General features: G+C 27.2%; 15 protein-coding genes. 12 read left to right on the plus strand and 3 right to left on the minus strand.

The features are described from left to right. Positions 1–4 precede the first annotated feature (4 nt). Genes ADFLV_RS14465 through mreC form a run of 7 tightly spaced genes read left to right on the plus strand, consistent with a single transcriptional unit; the run spans position 5 to position 6,509 of the window. Positions 5–1,078: an epoxyqueuosine reductase QueH gene (locus ADFLV_RS14465; protein ID WP_129011883.1), complete on the plus strand. Its 1,074-nt coding sequence runs from the start codon at positions 5–7 to the stop codon at positions 1,076–1,078. Next, positions 1,075–2,118: a lipid-A-disaccharide synthase gene (lpxB, locus tag ADFLV_RS14470; RefSeq protein ID WP_129011882.1), complete on the plus strand. Its 1,044-nt coding sequence runs from the start codon at positions 1,075–1,077 to the stop codon at positions 2,116–2,118. Before ADFLV_RS14465 ends, lpxB begins: the two co-directional genes overlap by 4 nt. A gap of 51 nt (positions 2,119–2,169) precedes the next feature. Continuing rightward, complete coding sequence (fabZ, locus tag ADFLV_RS14475) at positions 2,170–2,613, plus strand: 3-hydroxyacyl-ACP dehydratase FabZ (protein WP_014475431.1); 444 nt, start codon at positions 2,170–2,172, stop codon at positions 2,611–2,613. Between the two features lie 15 nt (positions 2,614–2,628). Next, positions 2,629–3,411, plus strand: coding sequence for an acyl-ACP--UDP-N-acetylglucosamine O-acyltransferase (lpxA, locus tag ADFLV_RS14480; protein ID WP_129011881.1), 783 nt, complete (start codon positions 2,629–2,631; stop codon positions 3,409–3,411). 11 nt (positions 3,412–3,422) lie between these two features. Beyond that, positions 3,423–4,640, plus strand: coding sequence for an ATP-dependent Clp protease ATP-binding subunit ClpX (gene clpX, locus ADFLV_RS14485; RefSeq protein ID WP_129011880.1), 1,218 nt, complete (start codon positions 3,423–3,425; stop codon positions 4,638–4,640). A gap of 13 nt (positions 4,641–4,653) precedes the next feature. Continuing rightward, a complete protein-coding gene (locus ADFLV_RS14490) occupies positions 4,654–5,685 on the plus strand; it encodes a rod shape-determining protein (protein ID WP_129011879.1) in 1,032 nt (343 codons plus the stop codon). Then, complete coding sequence (mreC, locus tag ADFLV_RS14495) at positions 5,685–6,509, plus strand: rod shape-determining protein MreC (protein WP_014475435.1); 825 nt, start codon at positions 5,685–5,687, stop codon at positions 6,507–6,509. The genes ADFLV_RS14490 and mreC overlap by 1 nt, the downstream gene beginning before the upstream one ends. Here mreC and ribE read toward each other — a convergent pair. Then, positions 6,499–7,119: a riboflavin synthase gene (ribE, locus tag ADFLV_RS14500; RefSeq protein WP_129011878.1), complete on the minus strand. Its 621-nt coding sequence runs from the start codon at positions 7,117–7,119 to the stop codon at positions 6,499–6,501. The genes mreC and ribE overlap by 11 nt on opposite strands. A 147-nt stretch (positions 7,120–7,266) precedes the next feature. On the opposite strand from ribE, the gene mnmG reads away from it, so the two are divergent. Then, complete coding sequence (gene mnmG, locus ADFLV_RS14505; protein WP_014475437.1) at positions 7,267–9,138, plus strand: tRNA uridine-5-carboxymethylaminomethyl(34) synthesis enzyme MnmG; 1,872 nt, start codon at positions 7,267–7,269, stop codon at positions 9,136–9,138. A 30-nt stretch (positions 9,139–9,168) separates the two neighbouring features. On the opposite strand, the gene ADFLV_RS14510 is transcribed toward mnmG, so the two are convergent. Next, the gene (locus ADFLV_RS14510; RefSeq protein ID WP_014475438.1) at positions 9,169–10,191 is read right to left on the minus strand and encodes a thioredoxin family protein; all 1,023 of its coding nucleotides are present in this window, start codon (positions 10,189–10,191) and stop codon (positions 9,169–9,171) included. Between the two features lie 192 nt (positions 10,192–10,383). On the opposite strand from ADFLV_RS14510, the gene ADFLV_RS14515 reads away from it, so the two are divergent. The 4 genes from ADFLV_RS14515 to recJ all read left to right on the plus strand — a co-directional run bounded on the left by ADFLV_RS14515 (position 10,384) and on the right by recJ (position 16,002). Beyond that, positions 10,384–11,214, plus strand: a complete 831-nt coding sequence (locus ADFLV_RS14515; RefSeq protein ID WP_129011877.1) for a hypothetical protein — start codon at positions 10,384–10,386, stop codon at positions 11,212–11,214. 99 nt (positions 11,215–11,313) lie between these two features. Next, positions 11,314–12,696: a cytochrome c oxidase accessory protein CcoG gene (gene ccoG, locus ADFLV_RS14520; protein WP_129011876.1), complete on the plus strand. Its 1,383-nt coding sequence runs from the start codon at positions 11,314–11,316 to the stop codon at positions 12,694–12,696. A 124-nt stretch (positions 12,697–12,820) separates the two neighbouring features. Beyond that, positions 12,821–14,437, plus strand: a complete 1,617-nt coding sequence (gene pyrG, locus ADFLV_RS14525; RefSeq protein ID WP_014475441.1) for a CTP synthase — start codon at positions 12,821–12,823, stop codon at positions 14,435–14,437. After that, positions 14,437–16,002, plus strand: a complete 1,566-nt coding sequence (recJ, locus tag ADFLV_RS14530) for a single-stranded-DNA-specific exonuclease RecJ (protein ID WP_014475442.1) — start codon at positions 14,437–14,439, stop codon at positions 16,000–16,002. Before pyrG ends, recJ begins: the two co-directional genes overlap by 1 nt. Here recJ and ADFLV_RS14535 read toward each other — a convergent pair. Then, positions 15,997–16,584 (minus strand): FlgO family outer membrane protein, encoded by a 588-nt coding sequence (locus ADFLV_RS14535; RefSeq protein ID WP_014475443.1) that lies wholly within the window; start codon positions 16,582–16,584, stop codon positions 15,997–15,999. The genes recJ and ADFLV_RS14535 overlap by 6 nt on opposite strands. Position 16,585: the final 1 nt, after the last annotated feature.

Here is a 16,585-nt window from a genome sequence, read left to right on the forward strand (position 1 = left end):
TTTTTTGTTAGTTCATATTTGTTGTGCAGTTGATAGTCACTATTTTTTAGAAAAAATACAAGAAGAATTTCCAGATGAAAAATTAGTTGGTTACTTTTATGACCCTAATATTCATCCATATAATGAATATAGACTTAGATATTTAGATGTAGAATACTCGTGTAAGAAATTAGGAATTCCATTACTTGAAGGTCCTTATAACCTTGAAGAATGGTTAAAAAAAGTAAAAGGGATGGAACATCTTCCTGAAAAAGGTGATAGATGTACTGTTTGTTATGATGATAGACTTGATGTGTCAGTTCAAAAAGCAATAGAATTAGGTCATGATAAATTTACAACTTCACTTTTAATTTCACCAAAAAAATCTCAAGAAAAATTAGAAAAAATTGGAGAAAAATTAACACAAGAAACGGGTGTAAATTTTATATTTAGAGATTATAGAAGTGGAAATGGTGGACAAGGTCAAGGGGATAGAGTAAAAGAAAACTCTTTATATAGACAAAATTATTGTGGATGTTTATTTGGATTAAGTGCTCAAAGAGAGATTCAAAAAAAGATTATGGATGAGATGTTTAATCCTATTTCAAATCAAATAATGCCTGAATCAATTGAAGAAAGATTAGAACTTTATCAAAAAAGAAATGATTTAGAAGATGCAAGAGAAAAGTACAAACTTATAAAACAAAGATTTTTGAACTATAGACTATTAGGTGGGAAAGTTAGTATTGCAAAAAAAATCGTTCCTTCATATATTATGTGTTATTCAACTATAAATAGAAATAATACAAATGGAAGAATAGAATACACTAAAGATAGCATAAATTATCTTAATCGTGATGAAGTAAAAATTATAGATATACAAACGTTTAATCTATTTGCAGGAACTTCATATAAAGATGTAAAAGAGTTAATGTATAACCCACTTGATTTTTATAAAGAATTAGAAATCAGAAATCTAATTATAAAAAATCCTTATGATTTAAGTGCTTTAATTGTTCTTGATGAAATAATTGATGATAAATATGAAATAGAAATAAATGCTACAACTTATGAAGATATAAAAGAAGAGATAATATGAAACTATTAGTTTGTGCCATGGAAGCTTCATCAAATGTTCATTTAAAGGAATTAAAAAAATATTTAAATTCTGATGTTGAACTTGTTGGAGTTTTTGATAAAGAGTTGGGAAATCCACTTTATGATTTAACTTCATTAGCTATCATGGGATTTGTTGATGCTTTAAAGAAATTAAGATTTTTTTTCCGACTTCGAGATGAATTAGTAGAGCTTGCGTCATCTTGTGACAAAGTTTTACTAATGGATAGTTCAGGATTTAATCTTCCTCTTGCTAAAAAATTAAGAGAAACATATCCAAATAAAGAGATTATTTATTATATTTTACCACAAGCTTGGGCTTGGAAAAAAGGAAGAGTTAAAAAACTTGAAGCTTATTGCTCAAAACTTTGTTCAATTATTCCTTTTGAGAGTGAAATTTATAATGATAAAAATAAAATCACTTACGTAGGACATCCTCTTTTAGATGAAATAAAAGAGTTTAAAACACAATTTCAAGAAACAAATAAAATTGCTTTTATGCCAGGAAGTAGAAAAACAGAAATTACAAATCTAATGCCGATTTTTAAAGAATTAATAAAAAAAATCCCAAATAAAGAGTATATTTTGATAATTCCAGCAAAATTTGATGATGCATATATAAAAAAAATTTATGGAGATATTTCAAATTTTACAATTTCAAGAAATACTCATCAAACTTTAAAAGAGTGTGAATATGCATTTATTTGTTCTGGAACTGCAACTCTTGAAGCAGCACTTATAGGAACACCATTTACACTTTCATATATTGCAAAAAAATTCGATTTTTTTATTGGAAAAATGTTTGTAAAACTAAATTTTGTTGGACTTGCAAATATTTTCTTTGAAAAAATGGGTAAAAAACCTCTTCATAGTGAATTTTTACAAGAAGATGTAAACGTAGAAAATCTTTTAAATGATTATGAAAATCTTGATAAAAAATTATTTTTTGAAAATTCAAAAATTTTAAGAGAGTATCTAAAAAATGGAAGTTCACAAAATGTAGCTCGGATAATTCAAAACTAATTTTTTTTTAGATATAATAATTGCCACTTAATAAAAAAATCAGGATATTATATGTTAGACATTATGCAAATTCAAGAAATTCTTCCTCATAGATACCCATTATTACTTGTGGACAGAATTACAGATATGGAATTAAAAAAATCTATTAAAGGTTTTAAAAACATCTCTATTTCAGAACCTGCGTTTCAAGGACATTTCCCAGGTCATCCAATTTATCCAGGTGTACTTATTTTAGAAGGAATGGCTCAATGCGGTGGTGTTTTAGCACTAAAAAGTTCTGATATGTCAGATGAAGAGATGAAAAATAAAGTAATCTATTTTATGAGTATTGATAAAGCAAAATTTAGAAATCCTGTAAGACCAGGAGATAGATTAGATTATGAATTAGAAGTTGTAAGAATGAAAAGTTCATTAATGACTCTTATTGGAAAAGCTTATGTTGATGGAAAATTAACAGCAGAAGCTGAACTTAAAGCTATGATAGTTGATAAATAACAAATAGGCAAATAAATGAATAACATTCACAAAACAGCAATAATTGAAGATGGAGCTACTTTAGGAGACAATATCACAATTGGAGCATACACAATTATTGGTAAAGATGTAAAAATTGGTGATGGAACAATTATTGATTCACATACAGTTATTGAAGGAAAAACTACAATTGGTAAAAACAATCATATTTTCTCACATGCAACAATTGGAACAATTCCTCAAGATTTAAAATTTAATGGTGAAGATGTTGAATTAATTATTGGAGATAACAATAAAATTAGAGAATACACTTTATTTAATCCAGGGACAATTGGTGGTGGTTCAATTACTAAAATAGGAAGTAACAACTTATTTATGGGATATACTCACGTTGCACATGATTGTATTATTGGGGATAATTGTATTTTTGCAAATGGTGCTACACTTGCTGGTCATGTTGAATGTGCAGATTTTGTTGTAATTGGTGGATTAACTCCAGTGCATCAATTTTGTAAAATTGGAACACAAGTTATGGTTGGTGGAGCATCAGCTGTTGCACAAGACATCCCTCCATTTTGTTTAGCAGAAGGCAATAAAGCAGTTCTTAGAGGATTAAACTTAACTGGTTTAAGAAGAAGATTTGAAAATAGAGAAGATATTGATGCTATAAAATTTGCGTATAAAGAACTTTTCGAATCAGGAAAACCTTTGCAAGATGTAGCACATGAGTTATTTGAAACAAATGAAAATAAATATGTAAAAGAATTAGCTAGTTTTGTATTAAATACAAAAAGAGGTATTCCTTTCAATAGAAAATAAACGAGTAAAATATGAGTAAAATAATATGTGATTTTTGTGGTGCAACAGATACAAAAGATAATCCAGTAATTGCTGGTGACAATGCTTGTATTTGTAGAGCTTGTGTAAATGCTGCACATGAGATAATGAATGGTAATCTTCCAATTGAAGAAAATAATAAAATTGAAGCAAGTGAACTAAAAGAAATAAAAATAAAAACTCCAGCTGAATTAAAAAAAATACTTGATGAATATGTAATTGGTCAAGAAAGAGCAAAAAAAGTTTTATCAGTTGCAGTTTATAACCACTATAAAAGAATATTTAGACATCATGAAATAGATGATGATACAGAATTAAATAAATCAAATGTTTTATTAATTGGACCAACAGGTTCTGGAAAAACTCTTTTAGCTCAAACTATTTCTAAATATTTAGATGTTCCTTTAGCAATTGCTGATGCAACAAGTTTAACTGAAGCTGGATATGTAGGTGATGATGTTGAAAATGTTGTTACTAGACTTGTTCAAGCAGCAGATGGTGATATCAAAAAAGCTGAACGTGGAATTATTTTTATTGATGAAGTTGATAAAGTTGCACGTATGAGTGAAAATAGAAGTATTACAAGAGATGTTTCAGGAGAAGGAGTTCAACAAGCTTTATTAAAAATTGTTGAAGGAAGTGTTGTAAATGTTCCACCAAAAGGTGGAAGAAAACATCCTGGTCAAGATGCACTTCAAGTTGATACGACAAATATTTTATTTATTTGTGGTGGTGCCTTTGATGGACTTGAAGATATTATCAAGAAAAAAGAAGGTGCAAATATTCTTGGATTTAATCAAGATAAAAAAACAAAAAATGACCAAGATAAAATTATTTCAAAAGTCGAAACAGATGATTTAGTAAAATATGGATTAATTCCAGAATTAATTGGAAGATTACATATGATTGCAACTTTAAATGAAATAACTGAAGATGATATGGTTCATATTTTAACAGAACCTAAAAATGCTCTTATCAAACAATATATAAAACTCTTTGAAATGGATGAAGTTAAATTAGAGTTTGAAAAAGATGCATTAAAAGAGTTAGCTAAACTTGCAATTGCTAGAAAAACAGGAGCAAGAGGATTAAGATCAATTTTAGAAGATATTATGCTTGATATTATGTTTGATCTTCCAAAATATAAAAATAAAACAGTAACCATAACAAAAGAAGTTGTTCAAAAAACTGAAGAACCAAAAGTAGCATAAAAAGGATATAAAAGTGTTTTTAGATAAATTAATAGGTCTCTTTTCAAATGATATGGCGATTGATTTGGGAACTGCAAATACAATCGTTTCTGTTCGAGGTAAAGGAATTATAATCAATGAACCATCAGTTGTTGCAGTTCAAAGTGATAGACAAGGTAAAGATAGAATTTTAGCTGTTGGACAAGAAGCTAAACAAATGATTGGAAAAACTCCTTTAAATATTCAAGCTGTTCGACCAATGCAAGATGGTGTTATTGCAGATTTTGAAATGACTGAAAGGATGATTAGATACTTTATTGAAAAGGCTCATTCTAGAAAATCTTTTATTCGTCCTAGAATTATTATTTGTATCCCATATGGTATTACTCAAGTTGAAAAAAAAGCTGTTGAAGAATCAGCTATGAGTGCAGGAGCAAGAGAAGTATTTTTAGTAGAAGAACCAATGGCAGCTGCAATTGGTGCTGGAATTCCTGTATCAGATCCATCTGGTTATGTCGTGGTTGATATAGGTGGAGGAACTACAGAAATTGGAGTAACATCTTTAGGTGGTTTAGTTTTATGTAAATCAATTAAAGTTGCAGGTGATAAATTTGATAAATCAATTATGGAACATGTAAGACAAAACTATAATTTATTTATTGGTGAAAGAACTGCTGAAAATATTAAAATAGAAATTGGTACAGCTATAAAACTTGATACTGAGCTAAAAATGAAAGTAAAAGGAAGAGATAATTCTGGTCTTCTTTCAACTATTGAACTTGGAAGTGAAGGTGTAAGAATTGCAATAAAAGAACCACTAAAAGAAATTGTATCTGCTATTAAAAGTGTTCTTGAAAATATGCCACCTGATTTAGCGAGTGATATTGTGGATAATGGTGTTATTATCACTGGTGGGGGAGCATTAATTCGAGGTTTAGATACTTATTTAGCTGAAATTATTAAACTACCTGTAAAAGTTGCAAATGAACCTTTATTATCAGTAGCTTATGGAACAAGTCAAGTTCTTGATGAACCGGAATTATTAAAACTTATTACAAATAACTAATGCGTAAATTTGTATTTATTTTTTTATTTGTTGTAGCAAGTTTATCTTATATTTTTGAGATAGATGAGCTACTTGTTAAAAAATTTACTTTTTTTAATGATTTAAAAATATCTTACATAAATAAAGTTATAAATATATCAACTAATATTGAAAAACATTTTAATCAAGCAAAAACAATAGAAGATTTAAGAGCTGAAAATAATGAGTTAAAAGAGTATAAAATTCTTTATAATACAACTCAAAAACAATTAGATGCAATAAAAGAATTTTTAGTTCATGTTGAAGTAACAGAAATTAAACCAGAAATTGAACTTGTAAAAGTTTTATCTTATATAAATTTTAATGACTTTACTAAAGTTTGGCTAGATAAAGTTCCTCAAGATGACAAAATCTTAGGTTTAATCACTGAAAACAATGCTGCTGGAATTGTAGTAAATAAAAATGGAAGAGCTGTTGGTTTATTAAATGGTAATAAAGATTGCTCTTATGCTGTATTTATTGGTGAAGGTAAAAATCCAGGTATTATCACAGCAGGTGAAACTCCAGATGAATTACTTATAAAATTTATTCCTATTTGGTCTGAAATTAATAAAGGAGATGAAGTAATAACTTCAGGAATGGATAATATCTTTTATGAAGGATTAAAAGTAGGAAGAATCATAGAAATTACAAATTTACCTGATATGAAAATAGCAACAGTAAAACCTTATGTAAATGTTTTAAAAAAGAAATACTTCTATACTTATAAAAATATCAATAATCTAGAAAATAAAGAAGAAAACTCAAAAAAAACCAATGAGATAGAAAAATCGCCTAATAATTAGCCATTATTCTATCTACATCATTCCATGATAATCCAGCTTTTTTATCACTATTAATATTAAACATATTATAAATATATCTTGCAAACATATCTGTTTCAAGATTTACTTTTGTACCTATTTTATATCTTTTAAATATTGTATTTTCAATTGTATGAGGGATAATTGTAAGTCTAAAACTGTCTTTTAAAACTTCATTTACAGTAAGTGAAACTCCATCTATTGTAACACTTCCTTTTGGAATAATATATTTTAAATATTCAGATGGTAAAGCAATAAAAAAATCTGTTGAATTTCCATTTTGTTTTATTGATTTAACTGTTCCTAAACAATCTACATGACCTTGAACTATATGACCTTCAAATCTATCACCCATCATCATTGCAGGTTCCATATGAACCTCATCTTTATAGTTTTCCATTGCAAGAATTTTTTGCGATTCTGGTGAAAGTTCAACTGTAAATGTATCACTTGTAACTTTTACAACTGTTAAACATGCTCCATTAATAGCAATAGAATCTCCAGTTTTTGGATGATATTTTGCATGTAAAGTTAAAAAATTGTTTTTAAAACTAACAACTTTTGCCAATTCTCGTATAAGTCCTGTAAACACTTAAAAAACCTTTTGTTAAAATTTAGGTATAATATCGAAAAAATGTTGAGAAGCTAATTTTAACTTACTTTACTATAAAACTTAAAAAGATACAGTTGATTTATAAAAAATTCAAAATATAATTTTCTCTTAATCAAAAGGAATAAAATGGATTATGATGTAATTGTTGTTGGAGGTGGTCATGCAGGAATTGAAGCCTCACTAGCAAGCGCAAGAATGGGTAAAAAAACTCTTCTTATTACAATGTTAGTTGAACAAATTGGAGCTGCTAGTTGTAACCCAGCAGTTGGTGGTCTTGCAAAAGGACACTTAGTTAGAGAACTCGATGCAATTGGTGGAGAGATGGGTCTTTGTACTGATTATGCTGGTATTCAATTTAGAATACTAAATGCTTCTAAAGGTGCAGCTGTTCAAGGGAGTCGAGCTCAAATTGATATGGATAAATACAGAACTTACATGAGAAAAGTTTGTCATAATACTCCAAATCTAGAAGTTTATCAAGATGAAGTAACTGCATTATTAGTAAAAAATGAAAATGAAATATATGGTGTAAAAACAAAATTAACTGAAGAGTTTACAGCAAAAAAAGTTATTTTAACAACAGGTACATTTATGCGTGGACTTGTTCACATTGGTGAAAACAAATACGAAGCAGGACGTGCGTGGGAACTTCCATCAACTACTTTATCAACTCAGTTAAAAGAGTTAGGACTAAGAGTTGGTAGATTAAAAACTGGTACTCCATCAAGAATTGATGCAAATTCAATAGATTTTTCAGTTATGGATATGCATGGTGGAGATGTAAATCCAGCACCATTTTCATTTAGAACAGATAAATCTAAATTTGCTCCAACTCAATATCCTTGTTATATAACTTATACAAATGAAAAAACTCATGAAATTATTTCATCAAACTTTTATAGAGCTCCACTTTTTACAGGACAAATTGAAGGATTGGGACCTAGATATTGTCCAAGTATTGAAGATAAAGTAAATAGATTTGCTGAACGAGATAGACACCAATTATTTTTAGAACCACAAACAGCTATGTGTACAGAATACTATATTAATGGTATGTCAAGCTCACTTCCTATTGATGTACAAAAAGAGATGATTCACTCTGTTAGAGGTTTGGAAAATGCAAGAATTATAAGATATGGGTATGCTATTGAATATGATTATATTGATCCAACAGAATTAAAACATTCACTTGAAACTAAAAAAATAAAAAATTTATATCTTGCTGGACAAATAAATGCAACAACTGGTTATGAAGAGGCTGCAGCACAAGGTCTAATAGCAGGAATAAATGCTTGTTTAGCAATAGATGAAAAAGAACCTTTTATTTTAAGACGAGATGAAGCATATATTGGTGTTTTAATAGATGATTTAGTAACTAAAGGTACTAATGAACCATATAGAATGTTCACGAGCAGAGCTGAATATAGACTTCTTTTAAGAGAAGAGAATGCTGATTTAAGATTAAGTCAATATGGATATGAATTTGGTTTGATAGATGATGAAACTATGGCAAAAGTTGAAAATAAAAGAAAAACTTTAGATGATTCAATAGAATTTATGGCAAATGAATGGTTAACATCAAAAAAAGAGACTTTAGAACTTTTAGAATCAATAGGTGAAGAGAAAATTAATGATAAAGTTCTACTTGTAGATTTAATAGGAAGAAATACTATAGACTCAACAAAATTTGATAAATTAGTTCCTAGTTTAACTCAAATTGATGAATATTTAAAAGAACAAATTATAATTGAAGCAAAATATTATAGATATATCCAAAAACAACAAAAACAAATTGAAAAAATGAAAAAAATGTTAAAAACTACGATTCCTGATGAGTTTAATTATAAAGGATTACCAGGTTTATCAAATGAAGTAATTGAAAAGCTTCAAAAACACAAACCACCAACTCTTTTCAATGCAAGTTTAATATCGGGAATTACGCCAGCAGCACTTGATATAATACACTTAAACTTAAATTTATTCAATAAAAAATCATAAATAACACTTCTTATGAAGTGTTATTTTCTTCTATTCTCCAAGATTTATATTAATTCCTTTTTTCAAAAGTTCCTCTTGTCTTACTTTTAAATAATCCAAATAACTTTTTGGATATTTTTCATAATATTTTCCACTTACATATCTTAGTAATTCTTTGAAATGGAAAGGATATAAAAGTGCATCAATTGTTGAAATTAATTTTTTATTATCATAAAGTAAAATTCCAGGTCTATAATCTAAATTAATCGTTTGAGCCCATTGTTTTGCCGTTGTTTTATTTCCATCGACATCAATAATTTCATCATTACTATTTGTATCAAATCTCACTATTGTAAATTTCTTAAACTCATCCATAACATCTTTATTTTTTAATACTTTATCATGAAAATAATCACATTGAGTACAACTACCATCTTCAAAAACAACAGCTAATGGTGTTTTTATTTTTGATAAATCTTTGATATTTTTAAACATTTTATTATCTTTAAACGTATAAAGATTTTGTTTTTCTATTTTATTTACATATTCAGTTAAACTCATTTTTTTATAATGTTCACCTTGAACATACTCCAAGATATATTTAAAATCTGATGGATTTCTATAACCATTAACTCTTACAATTATCTCTTTTTTATCATCAAAAAATAAAATTGTTGGACTATATTGGATTTCAAGCTTTTCTGCTAATTCTTTTTCTGTTAAAGTTGTATTTTCATCCCAAGTAACTTCCCTACTCCCTTTTACATTTAACTCAATTACATCAAAATATTTTTTAATAAAATCACTTGTTTTATTTTCATTAATAAAACTTTCTTTTAACATCTTTGCACAATATGGACATCCTTCTAAATCCATAAAAATCATATAATGTTTATTTTTTGCTTTAGCCTCTTCAATATCTTCTTTGATATCTAAAAAGCTCTCTTTAAACCAACTAGGTATTTCATGCATTGAACCACCTATAACTTTTCCTTCTTGAGCATTTACATTAAAATTAAAAAATGTAACTATTAAAAAAGATAAAAACATAACTCTTTTAAATGATGATTTCATAAATTTTCCTTATCATAATTTTATACATTTTAATAAATTATGCTTTAATATTTATTATAAAATATCTTATTAAAAGAAAATCTTCTAGTAATTTTCATTTGGATACAATTTTTACTTTTAAGGCGCTTATTTATTTTATTTTTATAAAATAAAACTAATTTTAATAATTAATTTTTTTTAAAGGTTTATAATATGCAAATTTATTTATATGCAAAAAGTGGTCATACAATTGGATTAGAAGCGACAAAAAGATGTGCAGCCATTGCAAATTTATTAAAAGAGTTTAATCCCATATTATGTACAAGTGATTTTAGAGCAGGAGCTTTTGCAAAAGATAATTTAGAAATAAAAAAATATGTAAATATTGATGTAATAAGAAATCTTCCTAATATTATGCAAAGAAAAGATATTTTGATTTATGATTCAAATGAAACAAACGAAGAGATGAGAAAAGAGATGGAAGAGTTTTGTTCTTTGTTATATGAAATTAAAAATGATGATATCATAGTTGATACTACTCTTTATAAAAAAAGTGAAAATAGCATTTTTGAAAAAACTCTTTTTTTTGGAGATGATGATTATAATAATTTACTGTTAGATTTATTAAAAGATTCAAAAAAATTTGATTTAAATCTTCTAATGGGACATTATTTCTTTTTGGGAAATGAAAAAATATTTCAAAATCACTTTTCAAATGTTATTGATGAAGAAGAGTATGTTCAAACTATACAAAATTCAAAATATCTTCTTACAAGTTCAACACAAACTGCTTATGAATCGCTATCATGTGGTAATTTTCCTGTTTTATTTAAAAGAGAAGATAAAAGTTATAATGATAAATTAATTTCTAAATTAAATATTCCAGTAATCAAATATTCAAATATTGATGAACTTATAAATAATTTTGAATCAACTATAAAGGATTATCCAACTATCACAAATTTTGAAATAAAGAAACTTGATGATATGATTTTAGAGGTGAAAGAAAAAATTGCTTTATTTAATAAATTAACTCAATTATAATAACCTTAAATATTTTAATATAACTAATTCTTATAATTATTTATGCAAATCATAAGGTTAGTTTATATAAAATTTTAAAAAAATCATAAAGGTTTTAAAATGAAAGAGAATAATGAGTTTTTAAATAAAACTCCATTTAGGATTAAAAGATATTATGGATACATAATTGCAACAATTGTTGCATTAGGAATGCCATTTATTAGAATTGATGGTAATCATATTTTTTTACTATCTTTTGATAAAAAACAGTTACATTTATTAGGAACAGCATTTGATATGCAAGAGTTATATCTAATGCCTTTTTTATTAATGCTTTTATTTTTAGGAATTTTTGCTGTAACTTCACTAGGTGGAAGAGCTTGGTGTGGGTGGGCATGTCCTCAAACTATTTTCAGGGTAATATACAGAGATTTAATTGAATCTAAACTTTTAGGTTTAAGAAGAATTAAAAACAAACAAAAAGAACCAGACTTATCAAAAGCAGAGAACAAAACAAAAAAAGTTATAGGTATCATCATTTGGGCTTCTTTAGCACTTATTGCAGCGGCTGATTTTATGTGGTATTTTGTTCCTCCTGAAGATTTCTTTGCTTATTTACAAAATCCAACTGAACATTTATTTTTAATTGGATTTGTTTTAGCAATAGCAGCTTTTTTAATCTATGATGTAGTATTTTTAAAAGAAGATTTTTGTGTTTACATATGTCCTTATTCAAGAGTTCAATCTGTTTTATATGATAATGATACATATCAAGCAATTTACTCTACAAATAGAGGTGGACAAATCTATAATGAGAATAAAGAAAAAATCATTTTTAAAGCAAAAGATTTACCAGAACAAACAAACGAATGTACAACATGTGAATCATGTGTAACAGTTTGTCCTACACATATAGATATTAGAAAAGGTTTACAACTTGAGTGTATCAACTGTTTAGAGTGTGTTGATGCCTGTACAACTGTTATGGGAAAATTAGGAAAACCTTCACTTGTTCAATGGTCAAGTACTAATGCAATTAAAAATGATATTCCTACAAAGATGGTTAGAAAATCAACTATTATGTATTTTGTAGCTTTATTAGTTGTTATTGGTCTTTTATTTGTAATGGGTGGAGAGAAAGAGCATATGCTTTTAAATATCAATAAAACAACTCAACTTTATAAAGTAAAAGAAAATAATGTAGTTGCAAATAATTTTGTATTACTTTTCCAAAATACAGAAGCAGTTCCGTTAACATATGATATTGAAGTAGTAGATCATCCAGACATTAAAATTACAAGATTTGAACCATTTACTTTAAGTCCTGGAAAACTTGCAAAAAAAGTTGTGATTTTAGAAACTGATAAAGTTTTAGTTAGTGATAATACTAAGGATACACCTATTACTTTAACATTAAAAGCTTTTGCAAAAGAAGATCCAGAAAAAGTAAAAGTATTTAGAAAAGCTGTATTTATCTATCCAAGATTAGATAAACTTAAATAGAAATTATATGGAGATAAGAACTTTCTTATCTCTAAAATTGAATACATTAATTAACTTACTTATCAACAAAACTTAGATACAATCGCGATTATATATTTATCAACAATTTTATGGAGTATTTTTTATGACAAAATTCATTTTTGTAACGGGTGGGGTTCTTAGTTCTCTAGGAAAAGGTATAACTTCTGCTTCTATTGCAACAATATTAAAACAATCAGGATTTAAAGTAAGTATGCTTAAAATTGACCCGTACTTAAATGTAGACCCAGGAACAATGAGTCCACTTGAACATGGGGAAGTTTTTGTTACTGCTGATGGTGCTGAAACAGATTTAGATTTAGGAAACTATGAAAGATTTATTGATAAAACTTTAACTAAAAAAAATAGTTTTACGACAGGTCAAGTTTATCAAAGTGTAATAAAAAGAGAAAGAGAAGGTGGATATTTAGGTAAAACTATCCAAGTAATTCCTCACGTTGTTGATGAAATAAAAAGTAGAATTTATGCTGCTGCTGATGACCATGATTTTTTAATAATAGAACTTGGTGGGACAGTTGGTGATATCGAAGGACTTCCATTTATGGAGTCAATTCGAGCAATTAGACATGAGCAACCAAAAACAAATACTATGAATATTCATGTAAGTTTAATTCCTTATATAAAAGCAGCTGGTGAATTAAAAACAAAACCAACTCAACACTCTGTTCAAGAATTAAGAAGAATAGGAATTACTCCTCATATGCTAGTTTGTAGAACTGAAAAAGAGTTACCAAAAAATCTAAAAGATAAATTAGCTCTATCTTGTGATATTGATAGAAATGCAGTTATTGAAGCTGGTGATGCGCAGTCTATTTATCAAGTTCCTCTTCATTTTATAAAAGAAGGAATTTTAAATCCTTTATCAGAACATTTTAATATTAAAATCAAACCAAATATGGAAAGATGGGACACTTTAGTAAAAAATATTTTAGTTCCTCAAGATGAAGTTACAATTGCATTTGTAGGAAAATATTTAGGATTAAAAGAATCATACAAATCACTTATTGAAGCTTTAATTCACGCAGGTGCTCACTTAAATACAAAAGTAAATATTCACTGGTGTGATAGTGAAAGAATAGAAGATTCTGGTGTTTATGAGATCATTGGAAATGCTGATGGTATTTTAGTTGCTGGTGGATTTGGACATAGAGGTGTTAAAGGAAAATTAGAAGCTATTAAATATGCAAGAGAAAATAAAATACCTTATTTAGGAATTTGTTTAGGAATGCAACTTTCAATTATCGAATATGCTAGAAATGTTTTAGGAATTGAAGATGCAAACTCAATTGAGTTTAATCCTGAAACACCAAATCCATTAATTTATTTAATTGATGAATTTATAGACCAAAGTGGAAATAAACAATTAAGAACTCATGAATCACCAATGGGTGGAACTATGAGATTAGGAGAATATCCATTTGAACCACTAAAAGGTTCTAAATTACAAAAAGCTTATGGAAATGATGAAATATACTATGAAAGACACAGACATAGATATGAAGCAAATCCTAAATATAAAGAACAATTAGAAGCTGCTGGTATGATTATATCAGGTCAATCAAATGGTCTAATTGAAGCAGTTGAAATAAAAGATCATCCTTGGTTTGTGGGAGTACAATTTCACCCAGAATTTACATCTCATTTAGAGACTCCTAATCCAATTATTTTAGAGTTTGTAAAACAAGCAAATAAAACAAAGTAATGTCTAAAATAACAAAAAATAGACTTTTTGAACTTCTTTCTGCGAGACATTTGAATAATCCTTATTCAAAACTTGCAGATTTACCTTCACCTGAAAATTTCAAAGATATTCAAATTGCTAGTAAACGAATCAAAAAAGCAATATTAGATAAAGAAACTATCACTATTGTAGGAGATTATGATGTTGATGGTGTTGTATCAACATCTATAATGCTTGATTTTTTTAAAATAATTAACGTAAAAGTTAATCACATCATTCCAAATAGATTTGAGCATGGATATGGATTATCAACAAAAATTGTTGATTTAATTGATGAAGGTTTAGTAATAACAGTTGATAATGGAATCTCAGCTTATGAAGCTTCTTTAAAATTAAAAGAAAAAAATATTGACTTAATCATTACTGACCACCATACAGTTGGTGATAAAATTCCCCTCGCACTTGCAATAATCAATCCAAAACAAAAAGAGTGTAATTTTGAGTTTAAGGATATTTGTGGTGCACAAGTTGCTTGGTATTTATGTGCAGCTATAAAAAAAGAGATGAATTTAAATGTAAATATGGCTGAATTTCTTGACTTGCTTTGTGTTGCAATTATTGCTGATATTATGCCTATGACGACACTTAATTACACAATTGTAAAACAAGGATTAAAAAAAATAAAATCATCACCAAGAGAAGCTTTTAAAAAATTAAATGAAATAATGGCAAAAGACTCTTTAGTTTCTGATGATATTGGATTTTTTATTGCACCTAAATTAAATAGTGCAGGAAGAATGGACGATGCAAGTATTGCTTTAGATTTTTTACTTTCTGAAAACTCTCACAATGCAAATGAAACTTTAGCGTTATTAGATGAGTTAAATAATTATCGAAAAACTTTACAAGAAGAAATATCAAAAAAAGCAGATTCTAAAACAAATAAAGAGGATAATGCCGTTGTAGTTTGGGGAGAAAATTGGCATGAAGGAGTTATAGGAATTGTTGCATCAAAACTTTCTAATTCTTATAAAAAACCAGCTTTTATTTTTTCTATTCATAATGGAATAGCAAAAGGAAGTGCAAGAGCAAATGCAAATATAAATCTTTATGATTTAATTACTAAAGCTTCTCATCTTCTAATAGGTTATGGTGGACATAAAAATGCAGCTGGATTATCATTAAAAGAAGAAAATCTTGAAGAATTTAAAACTATAATAAATAAAGAATTAGAAAATTTCAAAAACGATTTACATATTGAACCAATTACCTTAGGTGAATTAGATGTTGAAGCAGTTGATTTGGAATTTTTATCAATACTTGAACAATTTGAACCTTATGGTTTAGAAAATCATAGACCAATTTTTAAGATTTCAAATACATCATTAGTCAAATATGATTTAATTGGACGTGATAAAAATCACTTAAAACTAACTCTAAATAGTAATGGAATTATCTTTGAAGCTTTAAAGTTTAATGATTCAAATACAAATATATCATCAACTTTAAATTTAATAGTTTCTATTGCAAAAAATGAATTTAGAGGAGAAATAACTCCTCAATTCTTAATTCAAGATATTTTATAAAAAAAGATAAGGTCTTTGAGGAGGTAAAACTTTTTTATCTAAAGTCCCTTCCAAGCCTAAAATTTCTTCATCAATATCTGTTCTTCCATAAGAAGAAGATAAGATATTTCCTGTTTGAATATCAATCAATTTTATAAACACATTTAAACTTCTACTAGAAATTGAATATGTACCCACAACTGCATATTTTGATTTAACTTTATTTGTTACAATTTTATCTTTTTCTCTTGTTAAAAGATTAAATCCAGATGGACCAAATTCAAACTCTTTTCCTAGTTCAATCTCTTTTACAATTATATCAAGTGATGATAATTTATCTTTTAACATACTAGACAATAAAAAACCTAATTGTGATTTATTTTTTAATTTATCTAAATTAACAAAATCTGATACTAAAACAACTTCACCATTTGAAACATTTTTTTTGATTTTATTAGCTGATTCATCAACCATTCCAGAAATTAAAGAATGAAAATTATTAGAACCACTTATTGGATTTTTATAAGAACATGAAGTAAAAAAAAGTGTTAAGAAAAAAGAAACTAAAAAGAGTTTCGAAATTCTTAATAATTTAAATACCATA

It is taken from the genome of Arcobacter defluvii (genome assembly GCF_013201725.1).
GTDB lineage: Bacteria > Campylobacterota > Campylobacteria > Campylobacterales > Arcobacteraceae > Aliarcobacter > Aliarcobacter defluvii.

Bases quoted from the DNA above. Each gene is read 5' to 3' on its own strand.
- ADFLV_RS14510 (WP_014475438.1), bottom strand. From the start codon at position 10,191: ATGAAATCATCATTTAAAAGAGTTATGTTTTTATCTTTTTTAATAGTT.
- mreC (WP_014475435.1), top strand. From the start codon at position 5,685: ATGCGTAAATTTGTATTTATTTTTTTATTTGTTGTAGCAAGTTTATCT.
- lpxA (WP_129011881.1), top strand. From the start codon at position 2,629: ATGAATAACATTCACAAAACAGCAATAATTGAAGATGGAGCTACTTTA.
- ccoG (WP_129011876.1), top strand. From the start codon at position 11,314: ATGAAAGAGAATAATGAGTTTTTAAATAAAACTCCATTTAGGATTAAA.
- recJ (WP_014475442.1), top strand. From the start codon at position 14,437: ATGTCTAAAATAACAAAAAATAGACTTTTTGAACTTCTTTCTGCGAGA.
- pyrG (WP_014475441.1), top strand. From the start codon at position 12,821: ATGACAAAATTCATTTTTGTAACGGGTGGGGTTCTTAGTTCTCTAGGA.
- mnmG (WP_014475437.1), top strand. From the start codon at position 7,267: ATGGATTATGATGTAATTGTTGTTGGAGGTGGTCATGCAGGAATTGAA.
- fabZ (WP_014475431.1), top strand. From the start codon at position 2,170: ATGTTAGACATTATGCAAATTCAAGAAATTCTTCCTCATAGATACCCA.
- ADFLV_RS14515 (WP_129011877.1), top strand. From the start codon at position 10,384: ATGCAAATTTATTTATATGCAAAAAGTGGTCATACAATTGGATTAGAA.
- ADFLV_RS14535 (WP_014475443.1), bottom strand. From the start codon at position 16,584: ATGGTATTTAAATTATTAAGAATTTCGAAACTCTTTTTAGTTTCTTTT.
- lpxB (WP_129011882.1), top strand. From the start codon at position 1,075: ATGAAACTATTAGTTTGTGCCATGGAAGCTTCATCAAATGTTCATTTA.
- clpX (WP_129011880.1), top strand. From the start codon at position 3,423: ATGAGTAAAATAATATGTGATTTTTGTGGTGCAACAGATACAAAAGAT.